The 16,092-nt window shown below is 69.7% G+C and carries 17 protein-coding genes; 8 read left to right on the plus strand and 9 right to left on the minus strand.

Annotation, left to right across the window (positions count from 1 at the left end):
• Positions 1 to 358: hypothetical protein (locus tag P409_RS09485; RefSeq protein WP_034834699.1), on the minus strand; the 358-nt coding region annotated here is incomplete at its 3' end.
• Positions 359 to 444: 86 nt separating this feature from the next.
• Between P409_RS09485 and purM the strand changes: the two genes are divergently transcribed.
• From purM to P409_RS37020, 3 genes are all read left to right on the plus strand, one after another.
• The gene (gene purM, locus P409_RS09490; RefSeq protein WP_034834702.1) at positions 445 to 1,527 is read left to right on the plus strand and encodes a phosphoribosylformylglycinamidine cyclo-ligase; all 1,083 of its coding nucleotides are present in this window, start codon (positions 445 to 447) and stop codon (positions 1,525 to 1,527) included.
• On the plus strand, positions 1,515 to 2,162 hold the full coding sequence (purN, locus tag P409_RS09495) for a phosphoribosylglycinamide formyltransferase (protein ID WP_034834704.1): 648 nt from the start codon (positions 1,515 to 1,517) through the stop codon (positions 2,160 to 2,162). Before purM ends, purN begins: the two co-directional genes overlap by 13 nt.
• A 125-nt stretch (positions 2,163 to 2,287) precedes the next feature.
• Positions 2,288 to 2,431, plus strand: a complete 144-nt coding sequence (locus P409_RS37020; RefSeq protein ID WP_202964615.1) for an aa3-type cytochrome c oxidase subunit IV — start codon at positions 2,288 to 2,290, stop codon at positions 2,429 to 2,431.
• A 112-nt stretch (positions 2,432 to 2,543) separates the two neighbouring features.
• Here P409_RS37020 and ndk read toward each other — a convergent pair whose 3' ends face one another.
• Positions 2,544 to 2,963: a nucleoside-diphosphate kinase gene (ndk, locus tag P409_RS09500; protein WP_034834707.1), complete on the minus strand. Its 420-nt coding sequence runs from the start codon at positions 2,961 to 2,963 to the stop codon at positions 2,544 to 2,546.
• A 118-nt stretch (positions 2,964 to 3,081) separates the two neighbouring features.
• Here ndk and P409_RS09505 point away from each other — a divergent pair, with 118 nt between their 5' ends.
• Positions 3,082 to 4,965 carry an ABC-F family ATP-binding cassette domain-containing protein gene (locus P409_RS09505; RefSeq protein ID WP_034834710.1) on the plus strand — a complete coding sequence of 628 codons (1,884 nt, stop codon included), beginning with the start codon at positions 3,082 to 3,084 and terminating at the stop codon, positions 4,963 to 4,965.
• A 156-nt stretch (positions 4,966 to 5,121) separates the two neighbouring features.
• On the opposite strand, the gene P409_RS09510 is transcribed toward P409_RS09505, so the two are convergent.
• The 4 genes from P409_RS09510 to P409_RS09525 all read right to left on the minus strand — a co-directional run bounded on the left by P409_RS09510 (position 5,122) and on the right by P409_RS09525 (position 10,383).
• A complete protein-coding gene (locus tag P409_RS09510) occupies positions 5,122 to 7,443 on the minus strand; it encodes a xanthine dehydrogenase family protein molybdopterin-binding subunit (RefSeq protein ID WP_034834713.1) in 2,322 nt (773 codons plus the stop codon).
• Positions 7,444 to 7,567: 124 nt separating this feature from the next.
• Positions 7,568 to 8,278, minus strand: coding sequence for a phosphatase PAP2 family protein (locus P409_RS09515; protein WP_052120264.1), 711 nt, complete (start codon positions 8,276 to 8,278; stop codon positions 7,568 to 7,570).
• The gene (locus P409_RS09520) at positions 8,275 to 8,736 is read right to left on the minus strand and encodes a DNA polymerase III subunit chi (RefSeq protein WP_034834715.1); all 462 of its coding nucleotides are present in this window, start codon (positions 8,734 to 8,736) and stop codon (positions 8,275 to 8,277) included. The genes P409_RS09515 and P409_RS09520 overlap by 4 nt, the downstream gene beginning before the upstream one ends.
• Positions 8,737 to 8,883: 147 nt before the next feature.
• Positions 8,884 to 10,383, minus strand: coding sequence for a leucyl aminopeptidase (locus tag P409_RS09525; protein ID WP_034834739.1), 1,500 nt, complete (start codon positions 10,381 to 10,383; stop codon positions 8,884 to 8,886).
• A gap of 200 nt (positions 10,384 to 10,583) precedes the next feature.
• Between P409_RS09525 and lptG the strand changes: the two genes are divergently transcribed.
• The 3 genes from lptG (at position 10,584) to rsmA (ending at position 13,924) form a co-directional block, all read left to right on the plus strand.
• Positions 10,584 to 11,678 (plus strand): LPS export ABC transporter permease LptG, encoded by a 1,095-nt coding sequence (lptG, locus tag P409_RS09530; protein WP_034834717.1) that lies wholly within the window; start codon positions 10,584 to 10,586, stop codon positions 11,676 to 11,678.
• Positions 11,679 to 11,768: 90 nt separating this feature from the next.
• The gene (locus tag P409_RS09535; RefSeq protein ID WP_034834720.1) at positions 11,769 to 13,067 is read left to right on the plus strand and encodes a peptidylprolyl isomerase; all 1,299 of its coding nucleotides are present in this window, start codon (positions 11,769 to 11,771) and stop codon (positions 13,065 to 13,067) included.
• A complete protein-coding gene (rsmA, locus tag P409_RS09540) occupies positions 13,064 to 13,924 on the plus strand; it encodes a 16S rRNA (adenine(1518)-N(6)/adenine(1519)-N(6))-dimethyltransferase RsmA (RefSeq protein ID WP_034834724.1) in 861 nt (286 codons plus the stop codon). Before P409_RS09535 ends, rsmA begins: the two co-directional genes overlap by 4 nt.
• Before the next feature lie 28 nt (positions 13,925 to 13,952).
• Here the strand turns inward: rsmA and P409_RS09545 are convergent, their stop codons facing one another.
• The 3 genes from P409_RS09545 to P409_RS09555 form a co-directional block, all read right to left on the minus strand.
• On the minus strand, positions 13,953 to 14,255 hold the full coding sequence (locus P409_RS09545; RefSeq protein ID WP_034834727.1) for a hypothetical protein: 303 nt from the start codon (positions 14,253 to 14,255) through the stop codon (positions 13,953 to 13,955).
• Between the two features lie 81 nt (positions 14,256 to 14,336).
• The gene (gmk, locus tag P409_RS09550) at positions 14,337 to 14,972 is read right to left on the minus strand and encodes a guanylate kinase (RefSeq protein WP_034834729.1); all 636 of its coding nucleotides are present in this window, start codon (positions 14,970 to 14,972) and stop codon (positions 14,337 to 14,339) included.
• Positions 14,969 to 15,859 carry a YicC/YloC family endoribonuclease gene (locus P409_RS09555; RefSeq protein WP_034834732.1) on the minus strand — a complete coding sequence of 297 codons (891 nt, stop codon included), beginning with the start codon at positions 15,857 to 15,859 and terminating at the stop codon, positions 14,969 to 14,971. The genes gmk and P409_RS09555 overlap by 4 nt, the downstream gene beginning before the upstream one ends.
• A 28-nt stretch (positions 15,860 to 15,887) precedes the next feature.
• Between P409_RS09555 and P409_RS41525 the strand changes: the two genes are divergently transcribed.
• The coding region (locus tag P409_RS41525; protein WP_152613310.1) for an SDR family NAD(P)-dependent oxidoreductase at positions 15,888 to 16,092 on the plus strand (205 nt) is incomplete at its 3' end.

Genomic DNA, 16,092 nt, shown 5'->3' on the forward strand with positions numbered 1-16,092 from the left:
GGAAGGTATAGGCCAGGGTGGCGGCATAGTGGCCGGGCGAGGCCTGCTCCGACTTCACCTGGAAGCTCTGCACCAGCCGCTCGACATCCCCGTCGGACATGCCCGAGGCGCGGGCCGGATCGGCGCCGATCTGCTGCAGCAGCTGCTGCAGCGCCTTGCGCGGCCCCTGGGCGAAGGCCTTGGTCCGCGCCTCGGTCGCGTTCGCCGCCGTCGCCTCGACCGCGATATTGTCGACCGAGTAGCCGGAGGCGCTGCCCGCGATCGGCGCGCCGCCTGAGGTCTGGGCACGCACCGGCACCAGCCCGGCGCAGAGAAGCGCGGCCGCCAGAGCCAGGGTCGATCCGATGCGAAGCATCATTGCAATGCCTTCCGGTTTCGCTATGGTCCGCGCGCATCCGCACGGATAATCCGCCTTTATATAGCACCCCTCTCTGCGAGGTCATCATGTGCCCGCCGGTCGACCCCAAGGACAGCTCCGACGCCTATGCCAGGGCCGGTGTGAACATCGCCGAGGGCGAGGCCTTCGTCGGCGACATCAAGCCCCTGGCCGAGAGCACGCGCCGCAAGGGCATGATGGAAGGGCTGGGCGGCTTCGGCGCGCTGTTCGACCCCAAGGCCGCCGGATTCCGCGACCCGATCCTGGTCGCCGCGACCGACGGCGTCGGCACCAAGCTTAAGGTGGCGATCGAGACCGGCCGGCACGACACGGTCGGCATCGACCTCGTCGCCATGTGCGTCAACGACCTGGTGGTGCAAGGCGCCGAGCCGCTGTTCTTCCTCGACTATTTCGCCTCCGGCAAGCTCGACCGCTCGGTCGGCGTCGGCGTGCTGCGTGGCATCACCGAAGGCTGCCGCCAGGCCGGCTGCGCCCTGATCGGCGGCGAGACGGCGGAGATGCCGGGCATGTATGCCGCCGGCGACTACGACCTGGCCGGCTTCGCCGTCGGCGCGGTCGAGCGCGCGGAAGCCCTGACCGGCCGCGACGTGCGCGACGGCGACGTGGTGCTGGGCCTGGCCTCGACCGGCGTCCATTCCAACGGCTACTCGCTGGTCCGCCGCACCGTCGCCGATGCCGGGCTGAGCTGGGACGAGCCGGCGCCCTTCGCCAACGACACATCGGTCGGCGAGGCCTTCCTGACCCCGACCCGGATCTATGTGAAGAGCACGCTGGCGGCGATCCGCGCCGGCGGCGTCCACGCCATGGCGCACATCACCGGCGGCGGGCTGACCGAGAATATCCCGCGGGTGCTGCCGGACGGGCTGGGTGTCGCCCTCGACGCTGGCGCCTGGCCCCTGCCCCCGGTGTTCCGCTGGCTGAAGGCCCAGGGCGGCCTCAACGCCGCCGAGCTGGCCCGGACCTACAACTGCGGCATCGGCATGGTGGTGGTCGTCGCTCCGAACCGGGCCGAGGCGGTGTCGGCCATCCTGGCCGGCCAGGGCGAGACGGTGCACCGGATCGGCCGGGTCGTCGCCGATGCGTCCCATTCAGTGGCGATCGCGGGAACGGAGGCGGCATGGGCCGTCTGAGGGTTGGAATACTGATCTCCGGCCGGGGCAGCAACATGGCGGCCCTGGCCGTGGCCTGCGCCGCGCCGGACTTCCCGGCCGAGATCGCGCTGGTGCTGTCCGACATCCCCGGCGCCGGCGGACTGGCTGTCGCCGAGGAGCGCGGCATCGCCACCGCCACGGTCGACCGCAAGGCCTATCCCAGCAAGGCCGCCTTCGAGGCGGCGATGGACGAGGCGCTGCGCGCCGCCGGGGTCGAGCTTCTCTGCCTGGCCGGCTTCATGCGGGTGCTGAGCGCCGATTTCGTCGGAAGCTGGCAGGACCGCATCCTCAACATCCACCCGTCGCTGCTGCCGGCCTTCCCCGGGCTGCACACGCATGAGCGGGCGCTGGCCGCCGGGGTCAGGCTGGCCGGCTGCACCGTCCATATCGTGCGCCCGGTGGTCGATGACGGGCCGATCCTGGTCCAGGCCGCGGTGCCGGTGCTGGACGGCGACGACGCCGCCACCCTGGCCGCGCGCATCCTGGTGGAGGAGCATCGCTGCTATCCGCTGGCCCTTCGCTGGGTGGCCGAGGGGCGGGTCCGGATCGAGAACGGGCGGGCCCTGATCGACGGTGCGGCCGCGGCCGCAGGCACAATTCGCAACCCATTGTGATAATTGTCACAAAGCCCAACTCGACGCTGCGACAATTAAACCCTATTTCACTGGACAAGGTCGGGGGCCGCCCGTAAATGGGTCCTCGATCGCAAACATACGAAAGCGTGATGAGGATGGGCGCGATGGCCAGCGAAGGCACGAATCAGGTTCCCGAAGAACTGCTGGCTTCGCGCAAGCAGATGTATGCCAGCTTCGTGCGCTTCAGCACCTGGGGCATCGTCGCCGTCGCCATCCTGCTGATCGGCATGGCGTTGTTCCTGCTCTGATTTTCGCCATCGGCAGGAAAAAGGCCGGTCCCGCGGGACCGGCCTTTTTTGTTGCCCGGAGGCTGTCTCCGGCCGTCCCCGCCGCGGCGGGGACGGCCGGACGCGCTGCGGATCAGCCGACGATCTCGGTGCCGGCGAAGAAGAAGGCGATCTCGATCGCCGCATTCTCCAGCGAATCGGAGCCGTGGACCGAGTTCGCCTCGATCGATTCCGCGAACTCCTTGCGGATGGTGCCCTCGGCGGCATTGGCCGGGTTGGTGGCGCCCATGATCTCGCGGTTGCGGGCCACGGCGTTGTCGCCTTCGAGGACCTGGACCACGACCGGGCCCGAGGTCATGAAGGTGCAGAGGTCGTTGAAGAACGGCCGCTCCTTGTGCACGCCGTAGAAGGCCTCGGCCTGGGCGCGGCTCAGCTGGACCCGCTTCTGCGCGACGATGCGCAGGCCGGCTTCCTCGAACTTGGCGTTGATCTTGCCGGTCAGGTTGCGGCGGGTGGCGTCCGGCTTGATGATGGAGAAGGTGCGCTCGGCCATTGGATCCTCGGTGTTCAGGCGTTGGCGGATCGGAATTGCGCGGCCTTATAGACGGGCCGCCCCGATCCGGCAACCGGAGCGCGCGATTTCCGCGCCGTCATGCTATGACCGCGCCGCCATGCTTCAGATCCAGGACATCACCATCCGCATCGCCGGCCGCGTGCTGCTCGACTCCGCCTCGGTGTCGGTGCCGGCCGGGCACAAGGCGGGTCTCGTCGGCCACAACGGCACCGGCAAGTCGACGCTGCTGCGCGCGATCCGCAAGGAGATCGGGCTCGACGGCGGCCAGATCAGCTATCCCGGGCGGTGGCGGATGGCCAGCGTCGCCCAGGACGCGCCGGAGGGGTCGGCCAGCCTGCTCGACACGGTGCTGGCCGCCGACGTCGAGCGCGCCAGCCTGCTGGAGGAGGCGGAGACCGCCGAGGATCCGAACCGGATCGGCGAGATCCACACCCGCCTGGCCGATATCGACGCCCACACCGCCCCGGCCCGAGCCGCCACCATCCTGGCCGGCCTCGGCTTCGACACCGAGGCGCAGGCGCGGCCGGTCGGCGACCTGTCGGGCGGCATGCGAATGCGCGTGGCCCTGGCGGCGACGCTGTTCCTGCAGCCGGACCTGCTGCTGCTCGACGAGCCCACCAACCACCTCGACCTCGAGGCGACGCTGTGGCTCGAGACCTGGCTGAAGAGCTACCCGCACACCATCCTGATGGTCAGCCACGACCGCGACCTGCTGAACCGCGTGGTCGACACCACCATCCATCTCGAGAACGGCAAGCTGACGGCCTATAGCGGCGGCTACGACCAGTTCGAGCAGACGCGACGGATGCGGCTGGAGCATCTGGCGGCGCTGCAGAAGCGGCAGATCGCCCAGCGGGCGCATATGCAGAGCTTCATCGACCGGTTCAAGGCCAAGGCCACCAAGGCCCGCCAGGCGCAGAGCCGGGTCAAGGCGCTGGAGAAGATGGAGCCGATCGTGGCGCTGGTCGAGGACCAGTCGATCAGCTTCGACTTCCCGAAGCCGGAGGAGCTGGCGCCGCCGATCCTGGTGCTGGACAAGGTGACCGTCGGCTATGACGACCGCCCGGTGCTGAAGAACCTCGACATGCGGATCGACATGGACGACCGCATCGCGCTCTTGGGCGCCAACGGGAACGGCAAGTCGACCCTGGTCAAGCTGTTCGCCGGCCGCCTCGACCCGATGGCGGGACAGCTGCGCAAATCCGGCAAGCTGAAGGTCGGGTACTTCGCCCAGCATCAGGCGGAGGAGCTGGACCTGTCGCTGAACGCCATCGCCCAGGCGCGGCGGGTGATGCCGAATTCGACCGACGAGAAGATCCGCGCCCATCTCGGCCGCTTCGGCTTTGTCCAGCGCCGGTCGGAGACCCGGATCGGCGACATGTCGGGCGGCGAGAAGGCCCGGCTGCTGCTGGCCCTGATGGCGCGCGAGGCGCCGCAGCTGCTGCTGCTGGACGAGCCGACCAACCATCTCGACGTCGACAGCCGCCAGGCGCTGGTGCAGGCGCTGAACGAGTATGACGGCGCCGTGGTGCTGATCACCCACGACCCGCATCTGATCGAGCTGACCGCCGACCGGCTGCTGCTGGTCAAGGACGGCGCCGTGAGCCCCTTCGAGGGCGATCTCGACGACTATCGCCGCCTGCTGGCCGAGCAGCGCCGGCAGGAGCGTGCCGGGCGGCAGGCCGAGAAGCTGAACCAGGCCGATCGCAAGGAGCAGCGCCGCGCCGCCGCAGAGGCCCGCGCCCAGCTGGCGCCGCTGCGCCAGCAGATCCGCGACATCGAGAAGCGGATCCAGGGGCTGGAGCGGGACAAGCAGAAGATCGAGGCGAAGCTGGCGGACACCGAACTCTACAACAACCCGGCGGCAGCAACCGAGCAGCAGATCGCGCTCCATGAGGTGCAAAGCAAGCTCGACGCCGCCGAGGAAGCCTGGCTGGAGGCCAACGGCAAACTGGAAGAGGCGCAGGCGCTGGCGGGATAGGCGGAGCCATCCCCCTCACCCTCCCGCCGCCAACGCGGCGGGCCCCTCCCTCTCTCCGAGGAGAGGGGAACGGAGCCGCGGTCCTCCTACCTCTCCTTGGGGAGAGGTCGAAATCGCGCAGCGATTTCGGGTGAGGGGGTGGCTCCGGCCCCTCCTCTACTGCAGCGCCTTCCACACCACCGCCGGGGTCAGCGGCATCTGCAAGCGGTCGGCGGCCTCGGCATGGCCGGCGCGTGCCAGGGCATCGGCCACCGCATTCACCACCGCCGGCGTGGCGCCGATGGTGCCGAGTTCGCCCACGCCCTTCACGCCGAGCGGGTTGTTCAGGCAGGGCGTCGATTCGTCCAGCACATGGACGAAGTCACGGATGATGTCCGCCCGCGGCACGCCGTAATCCATCAGCGTGGCGGTCATGACCTGGCCGGTCTCCGGGTCGTAGACCATCCGCTCGCCCAGCGCCTGGCCGATGCCCTGGACCGCGCCGCCGTCGAGCTGGCCGCGCACGATCATGGGATTGACCACCCGGCCGACATCGTTGGCCGAGACGTAGGACACGATGTCGACCGTGCCGGTCTCGGGATCCAGCTCGATCTCGCAGATATGGCAGCCATTGGGCCAGCTCGGCCCCTTCACCGTGCTGGTCGCGTCGATGAAGATGCGGCGGTCGGGCTGGCGGTCGGCCAGCTCGAACAGGCCGATGGCGCGGTCGGTGCCAGCGATCCGGAACACGCCGTCGGCATATTCGATGTCGGCCGCCGCGGCCTCCAGCGCGTCGCCGGCCAGCTCGCGCCCGGTGTCGACCGCCTGCTCCGAGGCGTGACGGATCGCCGAGCCGGCGGTGAACAGCGACCGCGACCCGGCGCTGCCGAAGCCCTGGCCGCGGTCGGTGTCGCCCATGACGATGCGGATCTTCTCGATCGGCACGCCGAAGACGTCGACCACCAGCTGGGCGTAGGAGGTCGCGATCCCCTGCCCCATCGGCATGGTCGCCGCGTAGACCTCGATGCCGCCGTCGCCGGAGACCTGGACGGTCACCCGCTCCTCGAACACGTTGCCGCCGGTCCATTCCAGGAACGAGGCCAGGCCGCGGCCGCGCAGCTTGCCGCGGGCCTGGGACTCGGCCTCGCGGGCGGCGAAGCCGTCCCAGTCGGCGAGGGTCACGGCCTGGTCGATGATCGAGCCGAACTTGCCGCTGTCATAGGTCTGGCCCATGGCGTTGGTGTAGGGCATCTGCTCGGGCCGGACGAGATTGCGGCGCCGGATCTCGACCGGGTCCATGCCGAGCTGGCGCGCCGCGGCGTCGAACAGCCGCTCGATCAGGTAGATCGCCTCCGGCCGCCCGGCCCCGCGATAGGCGCCGGTCGGAGCGGTGTTGGTGAGGATGGCGGTGAACTCGAAATCGATCGGCCGGATGTCGTAGATGCTGGTCGACACCCAGGGGCCGATCATCAGCTGGATGATGATGCCGGCCGTGGTGGCGTATGCGCCGACATTGGCATGGGTCCGGATGCGGTAGCCGAGGACGCGTCCGGTCTCGTCCAGCGCCAGCTCGGCATGGCTCTCGACGTCGCGGCCATGGGTCGCCGCCAGGAACTCCTCGATCCGGTCCGCCGTCCACTTCACCGGCCGCTGCAGCTTGCGCGCGGCATAGGCGACCAGGATGTCCTCGGGATAGAGGCCGGTCTTCATGCCGAAGCCGCCGCCGACGTCGTCGACCACCACCCGCACCTTCCCGCGCGGGATGCCCAGCACCGCGTCGCACAGCGTGTCGCGGGCGCCGGACGGCATCTGGCTGGACAGTCGCAGCGTCAGCCGGTCGGAGGCGGCATCGTATTCGGCCTGGGAGCTGCGCGGCTCCATCGGCGTCGGTGCCAGCCGCTGGTTGACGAGGTCGAGCGAGACGATATGGGCAGCCGCCCGGAACGCGGCGTCGGTCGCCGCGGCATCGCCATGCCGCATCTGCGCCGCGACGTTGCCGGTCGCCACCGGCCAGACCTGCGGGGCGTCCGGCGCCACGGCTTGTGCGAGGCCGGTGACGGCGGGCAGGTCCTCGTACTCGACCACGATGGTGTCGAGCGCGTCCTTCAGCACGGCGCGGCTTTCGGCCACCAGCGCGACCACGGCCTCGCCGACGAAGCGCACCACCTCATACGCCAGCCCCGGCCGCAGCGGCGACGCGCCCGGCGACCCGTCGGGCCGCTTGAAGATCGGCGCCAGCGGCAGCGGCTTGACCCCGTCGGCGACCAGGTCGGCGCCGGTGATCACCGACACCACGCCCGGCATCGCCAGCGCCTCGGACGCGTCGATCGACACGATCCGGGCATGGGCGTGCGGCGAGCGCAGGAAGCCGAGATAGGTCTGCCCGGGCAGGGAGATGTCGTCGCTGAACCGGCCGGCACCGGCCAGCAGCCCGGCATCCTCGATCCGCCGCACCTCGCGCCCGCTGCCGAACCGCCCGATAGTCGATCCGTCCGTCATCACTCGTCACCTTGGCTGGGAAACCGCGCGGGTCGCAAACCCGCGGCGGTCTTGGCTGATGTTCTATATGGGCGCGGATGACGCCCACGCAGCACAGGCCCGATGAAATGGTTACGGCTCAAACTCACCCGGGCTGGGGCCAGCGGATCAGGTCGCGGGTGAAGTCGCGCCAGGCGGCGGCCGTGCGCCAGCGGTCGAACAGCAGGGTGTGAAGCCCGGCGCTGACCAGCAGGGTCACGGCGGCGGCGAAGACCACATCGCTGAAGAAATGCCCGCCCATGCCGATGCGCAGCAGTCCCAGCAGGCCGCCCAGCGCCATCGATCCCCAGAAGATCCGGCGCCGCCGCCGCGCCGGCACGACATAGGCGACGCTGTGGACAACGAAGCCGACCGTCGGGTCGCCGGCGACGAAGGAGCAGTTGCGGCCGCACTGGCCGGCCGGGATCAGCGGCGGGGTGAAGGCGGCGCTGCCGCCGAAGGCCTCGACCTGGCGCGGACGGGCGCGGCCCCAATGGTCCTTCAGCACGGCGTTGGCGACGAGGCCCGGCCCGATCGCCAGCGCCAGCGCCAGGAAGGTCCAGCGCCGCGCGTCGAGGCCGAGCAGCCGCCGCTCCGCCAACCAGGTCCAGAACGCCGCGAGCAGCAGCAGCACGGCGGCGGCGCGGACCAGGATCTGCACCAGCTCGTGGATCGCCTCCGCCAGCGGCGCGCCGTCCCAGGCGAAGCCGCGTCCCGCGTCGTAGAACCAGCCCGAGATGACGAGGTCGATTCCCGGCACCAGGACCAGCAGGGCACAGACCGCCACCGCGCTCCATAGCGCGACGCGCGGCGTCATCCGCCCACCCGCTGCTTCTCGCTCCAGGCGCCGCCCTCGTCCTGCTGGTAGTAGACCAGGGTGTGGCCGGCGTCGCGGAACCGTTTCCAGCGGCCGCGGGCGGCCTGCACCGCCTCCGCGTCGTTGCCGTCGAACAGGTCGCAGACCGTGGCGAAGGCGCCGCCGCCATCCGAATCCGCGCCGTCGCCCAGGAACAGCACCTGGGCGCCGTTCGGGTTCTCGACCTGGTCGCTGATCCAGACCGGCTGCTCCTCGGCAAAGCCATCGCGCTTCGTGCCGTGCGGCAGGAAGCCTTCCTTGGAATAGGTCCAGAGATGGCCGGCCAGGCTCTCGGCCCGCTCCTCCGAGCCGACGCAGACCACCGCCCGCCAGCCGCGCTGCAGCGTCCGGTCGAGCAGCACCGGCAGGGTCTGCTCGAACGTCCGCGCGGTCAGGTGATAGAACCGGATCTCGGCCATCAGCTCAGGCTTCCAGCAAACGAGACAGGTGTCCCCTTGCTGTCATGCCCGGGCTTGACCCGGGCATCCAGAGATTGTCGGCATCTTCTGGATTGCCGGGTCAAGCCCGGCAATGACACATAAGACAAGGCCATAATCCCGATCGCTTCAGCCTTCGTAATTATCGGTCACGAAGCGGTCCAGCAGCCGCACGCCGAAGGCGGTGGCGCCCTTCGGCACGGTCGGCGTGTCCTTGCCGGACCAGGTGGTGCCGGCGATGTCGAGATGGGCCCAGGGCACCTTGTTGACGAAGCGCTGCAGGAACTGGGCGCCGATGATCGACCCGGCGTCGCGGCTGCCGGTGATGTTCTTCATGTCGGCGATGTCGCTGTCGATCTGCTTGTCATAGGCGTCGCCCAGCGGCAGGCGCCACAGCTTCTCTTCGACCGCCTTGCCGGCGGCGGCCAGCTTCTCGGCCAGCGCGTCGTCGTTCGAGAACAGACCGGCATGGTCGGTGCCCAGCGCGATGATCACCGCGCCGGTCAGGGTGGCCAGGTTGACCATCGCCTTCGGCTTGAACCGGTCCTGCGTGTACCAGAGCGCATCGGCCAGCACGAGCCGGCCCTCGGCGTCGGTGTTCCAGACCTCGATGGTCTGGCCGGACATCGAGGTGACGATGTCGCCCGGCCGCTGCGCGTCGCCCGACGGCATGTTCTCGACCAGGCCCAGCACGCCGACGGCGTTGACCTTGGCCTTGCGCAGGGCCAGCGCCTTGAACAGGCCGGTGACCACGCCGGCGCCGCCCATGTCCCACTTCATGTCCCACATGCCCTGGCCGGGCTTCAGCGAGATGCCGCCGGTGTCGAAGGTGACGCCCTTGCCGACAAAGGCGATCGGCGCCTCGCCCTTGCGCTTGCCGCCGGCGCCCTTCCACTGCAGCACCACCAGCTGGCTCTCACGCGTCGAGCCCTGGCCGACACCGAGCAGCGCGCCCATGCCCAGCTTGCGCATCTGCTTCTCGCCCAGGATCTCGACCTCGACGCCGAGATCCGCCAGCTCCTTGGCCTTGGCGGCGAAGCTCTCCGGATACAGGATGTTGGCCGGCTCGGACACCAGCTCGCGGGTCAGGAACACGCCCTGGGCGACGGCGTCGGTACGGGCGAAAGCCTTCTTCGCCGCCGCGGCGTCGCTGGTCTGGACGACCAGGGTCTTCAGGCTGGGCTTCGCCTCGGCCTTCTCCTTGGTGCGGTAGCGTTCGAAGCGCCAGGCGCGCAGCCGGGCGCCGAAGGCGAACTCGGCGGCCGCCGCGCCGGCGCCATGGCCGGCCAGGACGATGCCTTCGAACTGTGCCGTGGCGGAGCCGACGCCGGCATGGTTCAGGAGCGCGGCAACCGCGCCGCCCGCCCGCTGCAGCCGGACCGCGTCGACATCCTCCGGCTTGCCGAGGCCGAACAGCACGATCTGGTCGAAGCCGGCGATGCCGTACAGCGCCAGCGTCTCGTCGCGGCCGCCCTTGAACTTCGGCGCGCCCTTCAGCGCCCGCGACAGGGCGCCCTTCGAGCGCCGGTCGACCGCGCCGGCGGCGTTCGACAACACACCGTCGGCGAACACGCCGAGCACCAGGGCGCCGGCTTCCACGGAAGCGGGCGGAGCGAAGGAGATCTGCATCTTGTCGTCTTCCGGGCGATTTCCGATGACCGCGGCCAAGGCGGCGGAACCCGCACCGTAACAGCGGGTTTCACAATCGTCACCCGGCGAAAATGGCCCGCCGCCCGGCTGCGACCTCGTTGGAGGTCGCGGCGGCGCGCGGTCTGAGGTAGAAGATCCGCCCGACCCGTTTCCTCGGCACTGCAGGCCAGCCGCACCCGATGCTCCGTTCTCCCACTCTCTACGCCTATATCGTGCGGCAGTTCCTGTTCTGGTTCCTGGCCGTGCTGCTGGTGCTGAGCAGCGTGATCGCGGTGTTCGAATTCGTCGAGTTCGTCCGCCAGGTCAGTTCGATCCCCGACCTGCCGGTCAGCCTGGCCTTCACCCTCGCCGCCTTCAAGCTGCCCAGCGATGTCGAGATCCTGTTCCACTTCGCCGTGCTGATCGCGGCGATGGTAACCTTCTGGCGCATGACCCGCAGCCGGGAGCTGGTGGTGGCGCGTGCCGCCGGCCTGTCGGCCTGGCAGTTCCTGGCGCCGGTGATCGCCGCGGCGATGGTGCTGGGGGTGGTCAAGATCACGGTCGTCAACCCGATCTCGGCGGCGATGTACAGCCGCTTCGAGCGCCTGGACCTCGACTTTCTCGGCGGCACCGGCGACGTGATGAAGGTGGCCAAGACCGGCTTCTGGCTGCGCCAGAAGGACGAGGGCGAGATCGTCGTCATCCACGCCGAGAAGGTGAGCAGCAATGGCGACGAGCTGCAGAATGCGATGTTCCTGCTGCTGAACCCGGACGAGACCTATCGCGGCCGGATCGACGCCGCCAGCGCCCATCTGCAGGACGGCAAATGGGTGATCAACGATGCCTGGGTGATGAACGGCGAGCAGCCGGCCCAGCATGTCGACACCACCTCGATCCCCAGCAGCCTGACGCGGAACAGCATCCAGGAACGCTTCGCCTCGCAGCAGACCATCTCCTTCTGGGACCTGCCGGACTATATCCGCAACCTCGAGGCCACCGGCTTCTCCTCGACCCGCTACCGCATCGCCTACCAGTCGCTGCTGTCGCAACCCCTGCTGATGGCAGCGATGATCCTGGTCGCCGCGGCCTTCAGCCTGCGGCCCGGCCGGCGGGTCGACACCGTGCTGATGATCGTCGGCGCCATCGTTACCGGCTTCTCGATCTTCGTGCTCGGCGACATCGTGGCGGCGCTCGGACGGCAGGGGTCCCTGCCGGTGCCGATGGCCGCCTGGGCCACCTCCGGCGTCGCCCTCATGTTCGGCGTCGCCGTGCTGCTTCACCTCGAGGATGGCTGAGCCCGTCGTCGATCCGGCCGCTTTTGCCTTGAGTCGGCCAAAGTCACGTGCTGTATCTGCGCCTTTCAACTGCGAGGCCGTGTCGCCCTCATGATCCGTCGTCTGTCGGCCCCGATCATCGCCCTGGTCCTGGCCACCACTTCCCTCGCCGCCCCCTCCGCCATGGCGCAGACGCGCCCGGCCCCGGCCTCCGCCGTCGGCACGATCGCCGCGGTGGTCAATGACGACGCGATCACCGTGGCCGACCTGCAGATGCGCCTGCGGCTGGCATTGATGAGCAGCGGCCTGCCGGCGACGCCGGAGAACCAGCAGCGGCTGCTGCCCCAGGTGCTGCGCCTGCTGATCGACGAGAAGCTGCAGGGGCAGGAGGCCAAGCGCGCCGGCATCGCCGTTCCGGCCCAGGATGTGGACAAGGCGCTGGCCGCGATCGCCGGCCAGAACCACATGAGCACGCAGCAGCTGTTCACCATGTTGAAGGGCACCGGGGTGCCGCAGGCAGCGCTCGAGGACCAGGTGCGGTCGCAGCTCGCCTGGCGCCAGCTGGTGCAGCGCCGCTTCGTCTCCCAGGTCGAGGTCTCGGACACCCAGGTCGACGAGGTGGTGGAGCGGCTGAAGGCCAACCAGGGCAAGCCGCAATATCTCGTCGCCTCGATCTTCCTCGCGGTCGACCAGGACGCGGGCGAAGCCCAGGTCAAGACGCTGGCCGACCGGCTGGTCTCGGAAATCCGCCGCGGCGCCCCCTTCCCGGCCGTGGCGCGCCAGTTCAGCCAGGCTGCCGGCGCCCAGACCGGCGGCGACATGGGCTGGGTCCTGGCCGGGCAGCTGGAGCCCGCGCTCGACCAGGTTCTCGGCACCATGCAGCAGGGTCAGGTGTCGGATCCGATCCGCACCCTCGGCGGCTACAATATCCTGCTGCTGCGCGACAAGCGGACGGTCAATGCCGCCACCGCGACCGGCGTCAAGGTCCGGCTGAACCAGATCGTCGTCCCGGTGCCGGCGACCGCGCCGGCCAATCGGGTGCAGACCGTGGTGGCGCAGATGCGCAACGACTTCAACGGGGTGAATGGGTGCGAGGCCTTCCGCGCCAAGGCCAAGGAACTCGGCGTGACCGCGAATCCCGATCTGGGTGACGTCCTGCTCAGCCGCCTGCCCGACGGGATGCGCCAGGTGGCCAGCGCTCTGCCCGACGGCCAGGTCAGCACGCCCATCCGTGGGCCGGACGGCGTCGCGGTGATGATGATCTGCTCGCGCCAGGATGCCGGCGGCGACGGCGTCGACCGCGACCAGATCCGCTCCGGGCTGGCCGAGCAGAAGCTGGATATGATGCAGCGCCGGCTGCTGCGCGACCTGCGCGGCAACGCCTATATCGACATTCGGCTGGGCCGCTGACCCTGTCCGGAGACGCCGTCCGCGACGCGATCGCCGCCCTGCCGCCGCTGCGCGATGTGATCGCGCGGCACGACCTGGCGGCGAAGAAGTCGCTCGGCCAGAACTTCCTGCTCGACCTCAACGTCACCGCCCGGATCGTCCGCGAGGCCGGCGATCTGGCCGGTGCGCATGCGGTCGAGATCGGGCCGGGCCCCGGCGGCCTGACCCGCGCGCTGTTGGCATCCGACGCCGAGAGCGTCACCGTGGTCGAGCGCGATCGGCGCTTCCGGCCGGCGCTGGAGGAGCTGGCGGCGGTGGCCGGCGACCGGCTGCGGATCGTCGAGGCCGATGCGCTGCAGACGGACATCCCGGCCCTGGTGCCCGCGCCGCGGGCGGTCATCGCCAACTTGCCCTACAACGTGGCGACGCCGCTGCTGATCGGCTGGCTGCGCCGGATCGACGAGTTCCGGTCGCTGACGCTGATGTTCCAGAAGGAGGTGGCGGACCGGCTGGTGGCCGAACCACGCAGCGGCGCCTATGGCCGGTTGTCGGTGATCGCCCAATGGCGGGCCGAGGTCGATCCGCTGCTGACCCTACCGGCCCGCGCCTTTACGCCACCGCCCAAGGTCGACTCGACCGTCGTACGCCTGCGCCCCCGCCAAAACCGCGAGGACGTTCCTTTCGCGGTCATGGAGACGGTGACGGCCGCCGCCTTCGGCCAGCGCCGGAAGATGCTGCGCGCCAGCCTGCGCAGCCTGGGCGACGCCGAGGCGCTGCTGGCCGAGGCTGGCCTGCCGCCGACCGCCCGGGCCGAGGAGATCGATATCGCCGGCTTCGTCCGCCTGGCGCGGGCCGTGGCGGCCCGCCAAGCCCCCTGACTCCTTTAAGCGAGCACGGGTTCCTGAATCAGCTGCCGCAATTCGCGGCGTACATCTGATCGAGAGTCTTCATCTGCTGCTTGAGTTCCCAGCCGTCGGGCACGCTCCAGTCGAGGCAGGATTCGTACATGTTGATCAGTGTTCTTACATCGTCCATCGACGCCCGCAGCGCGGAGCATTGCTCGGTCCTGGGCGAATTCGCCTTGCTCCCCAGCACTTCGACGGTGCCTTGGATCTTCATCTCCTGAAGCTGGGTATAGGCGATGCAGGCTCCAAAAGCGGGCGATGTCGCCATCCAGCTCAGACCGATAGCAAGGGCAACGAGCTTCATGCGTCCTCCCGAGATCCGGCGGGGATATCACACCAGCGCACCCGGCCCGGCCTCGACAAGATGATATCGTTGTTACGGCGTCTAAAGCTTCTCCTGCAGCGCGCGGACGAAGTCCGGCAGGCCGGTCTGGCGGCTGCGGCGCAGCCGCTCCGCCGCCAGGATCGCCTGCACCTGGGCGATGCTGGCGTCGAGGTCCCGGTTGACGATGACGTAGTCGTATTCAGGCCAGTGGCTCATCTCGTCCGCCGCCTTGGCCATGCGGCCGGCGATCACCGCGTCGCTGTCCTGGGCGCGGGCGCGCAGCCGCTGCTCCAGCGCCTCCACCGTCGGCGGCAGCACGAAGACGCTGACCAGGTCGGTGCGGGCCTTCTGCGCCAGCTGCTGCGTGCCTTGCCAGTCGATATCGAAGATCACGTCGCGGCCGGCCGCCAGCGCCGCCTCGACCGGCGCGCGCGGCGTGCCGTAGCCGTTGCCGAAGACCTTGGCGTGCTCGAACAGCTCGTCCTTCGCAACCATGGCGTCATAAGCGGCCTGGTCGATGAAATGGTAATGCGTGCCGTCGATCTCGCCCGGCCGCTGAGCGCGGGTGGTGACCGAGACCGAGATGGTCAGATTCGGATCCTGCGCCAGCACGGCCCGGGTGATCGAGGTCTTCCCCGCCCCGGAGGGCGAGGACAGGACGAGCATGAGCCCGCGTCGGACGATTTCTGTGGTCATTCGATGTTCTGGATCTGCTCGCGGAACTGCTCGATTACGGCCTTGAGGTCGAGGCCGATCCGGGTCAGCGCTACATCCGCCGCCTTCGAGCACAGCGTGTTGGCTTCCCGGTTGAACTCCTGGCACAGGAAGTCGAGCCGGCGCCCGACGCCGCTGCCGGCGGCGAGCAGGCCGCGCGCCTGGCCGATATGGGCGTCGAGCCGGTCGAGCTCCTCGCGCACGTCGCTGCGGCCGACCAGCAGCGCCACCTCCTGCGCCAGCCGGTCCTCGGCCAGCGGCGGCCGCGCCTCGAGCAGCAGGTCGAGCTGGGCCTTGAGGCGTGCCTTCAGCGCCTCCGGCTGGGCCGCGGCGCAGGCCCGGGCCTGGCCGACGAGACCGGCGATCTGGTCGATCTGCGCGGCCAGGACGTCGCGCAGCCGGCCGCCCTCCTCCAGCCGCGCCGCCAGAAGCTCGTCCAGCAGCGGTGCGATCGCTGCTCCGGCCTCGGCTTCGACGGCGGCGTTCAGCTCGGCCGAAGCGGTGTCGCCGCTCTCGACCACGCCGCGGACGGCAAGCAGGGCGTCGATCTGGACCGGCGCGGTGTCGCCGTTGACCTCGCGCACCAGCGCGATCAGCTGGTCCAGCACCTCGCGGTTGATGCGCAGCTGCGGCGCCGTCTCGCTGCGGCCGATCGACAGGTTGAGGGTGACGTTGCCGCGGCGGAAGCGCTTGGCCAGCTCGACCCGCGCGACAGCCTCCAGCCGCTCGAAGCCGGCCGGGCTGCGCAGGCGCAGGTCGAGCGACTTGCCGTTGACGCTGCGCGCCTCCCACACCCAGGAGATGCCGCCGACGCCGCCCTCCCTGCGGGCGAAGCCGGTCATGCTGGAAAGCTGGGCCGAGGCGGTCATATCCTGAGTCATAGCGGGCTTATAGCGGATGATCGCGAGTGGGATATATCCCATTCCTTTGCCACCCCTAGGAAATAGCCTAACTCGCCAAGGGAGAAAGCCAGTGAGGCCGCCGGCCGCGATCCTGATCACCGGCGCCTCAAGCGGCCTCGGGGCCGCGCTGGCGAAGGCCTACGCCGCGCCCGGCGTCCGGCTGGTGCTGCTCGGGCGCGACGCGGCACGGCTGGAAGCGG

Origin of the sequence: Inquilinus limosus MP06 (assembly GCF_000767795.1) — a bacterium.
Classification (GTDB): domain Bacteria; phylum Pseudomonadota; class Alphaproteobacteria; order DSM-16000; family Inquilinaceae; genus Inquilinus; species Inquilinus limosus_E.